Annotated in this window: 2 protein-coding genes; one reads left to right on the top strand and one right to left on the bottom strand. The window is 71.9% G+C overall.

Annotated features, from left to right (window positions below; all coding sequences use genetic code 11):
* The coding region (locus tag QH283_RS00965) for a DMT family transporter (protein WP_280501130.1) at positions 1–634 on the top strand (634 nt) is incomplete at its 5' end.
* Here QH283_RS00965 and QH283_RS00960 read toward each other — a convergent pair.
* Positions 607–1,538, bottom strand: a 932-nt coding sequence (locus tag QH283_RS00960; RefSeq protein ID WP_280501129.1) for a Rieske (2Fe-2S) protein, incomplete at its 5' end; no start/stop codon positions are given. The genes QH283_RS00965 and QH283_RS00960 overlap by 28 nt on opposite strands.

Raw genomic sequence — 1,538 nt, 5'->3', positions numbered from 1 at the left:
GAGCTGTCTGGCGTGGGCCCGGCTGGGTGGGGCGCCGTGCGGGCGCTCCCCGGTGACGCCGCCGCGGGCGGTGGCGGCGGCGCTGGCCGTCGGGGCGGTCTTCCTCGCGTCGAGCGCGGAGGCCGGGGGCGCGCCCGCCGGGCTGGCCTTACCGGAGCAGGTGCGTGACGCGCCGCCGCTGCTGCTGGTGGCGCTGCCCGCGCTGGCGGGTGTGGGGCTGGCCTGGCAGCAGGCGGTCAACGGGCGGGTCGGCGCGGTGGGCGGGCCAGGTGCGGCCACGCTGATCAATTTCACCGTGGGGTTCGCGGCGCTGGTGGCGCTGGAGTCGGTGGTGGTGCTCGCGGTCGGCGCGCCCGGCGCGCTCCCCGCCGAGCCGTGGCTCTATCTCGGCGGGGCGATCGGGGTGGCCTTCATCGGGCTCGGCGCGGTGACCGTGCGCTGGATCGGTGTGCTGTTGCTCGGGCTGACCTCGGTGGCCGGGCAGCTCGTCGCCTCGGTCGCGCTCGACCTGTTCGTGCCGGGCGGGCCGGGGGTCACCGTCAGAGCGACCGTCGGGTGCGCGTTGATCCTGGTGGCGCTGCTGCTCGCGACCTGGCCTCGGCAGGGTCAGAGCTTGGCCGACCGCAGCTCGTGACCCTTGGAGGTCTTGCAGCGCCCGGTCTCCAGATCCCACTGCCAGCCGTGCAGGTTGCAGGTGAGGGTGTTGCCCTCGACCACACCGAATTTCGACAGATCGGCCTTGAGGTGCGGGCAGCGGCGCTGCACCTGCCAGCCGTCGAGTTCGGTGGTGGCCGAGTCGTCGTGCGCCTCGGAGAACCAGCCGTCGGCGTAGGCGATGCGCTCGTCGGTCAGGCACTTGAAGAAGGTGTAGAGGAACTCGTTGTAGCCGCCGATGCGCCAGGCCTGGAAGCGGGTGGACAGGAAGATGGTGTTCACCCAGTCCGGCTCGTTGTCGCGCAGCACCGTGCGCACCAGCTCGGGCGCGATGCGGAAGCCGTAGCGGTAGCGGCCCTCGCCCTCGATGGGCTCGCGCACCACCCGCTTGGGGAAGTCCAGCACCACCGTCTCCTCGCCGAGCACCAGGCCGACGGGATAGCCGATGCCGTCGCAGATCAGATCGCTCTGCGCCATGATCGGCTCGAACAGCTCCTTGAGCTGCGGCAGCAGCGGACCATCGCCCGTGGCCCAGGTGGCCTTCTCCGCCTCGAGCACCGGCGCGAAGCGTTGCGCCATCTTCTCGATGTAGGCGGCCTTGTCGCCGTAGATCTCGTCCGGGTCGAACGGGTGGGTGAGCTCGAGCTCGCTGCCACGCACGTCGGCGACCGAGCCGGGGATCATCAGGATGCCGCCCTCGTTGCCGTGGATGCGCATCTGCTCGAGGAAGACCATCTGGTCGGGGAAGATGTTGCCCTCGTCGCCGTGGTCGTCGTTGAGGTGGCGCAGCTCGGGGTCGAGGAAGACCGGCGGGCCCGCCGACGGCACCCCCCAGGTGGCGCCGCCCAGGTCGATGTAGCTGCGGGCGCGGGGCCTGCCGCGCT

The sequence above is a fragment of the Nocardia farcinica genome (assembly GCF_029867845.1).
GTDB lineage: Bacteria > Actinomycetota > Actinomycetes > Mycobacteriales > Mycobacteriaceae > Nocardia > Nocardia farcinica_A.
This window is presented reverse-complemented; position numbering and strand designations above follow the sequence as displayed.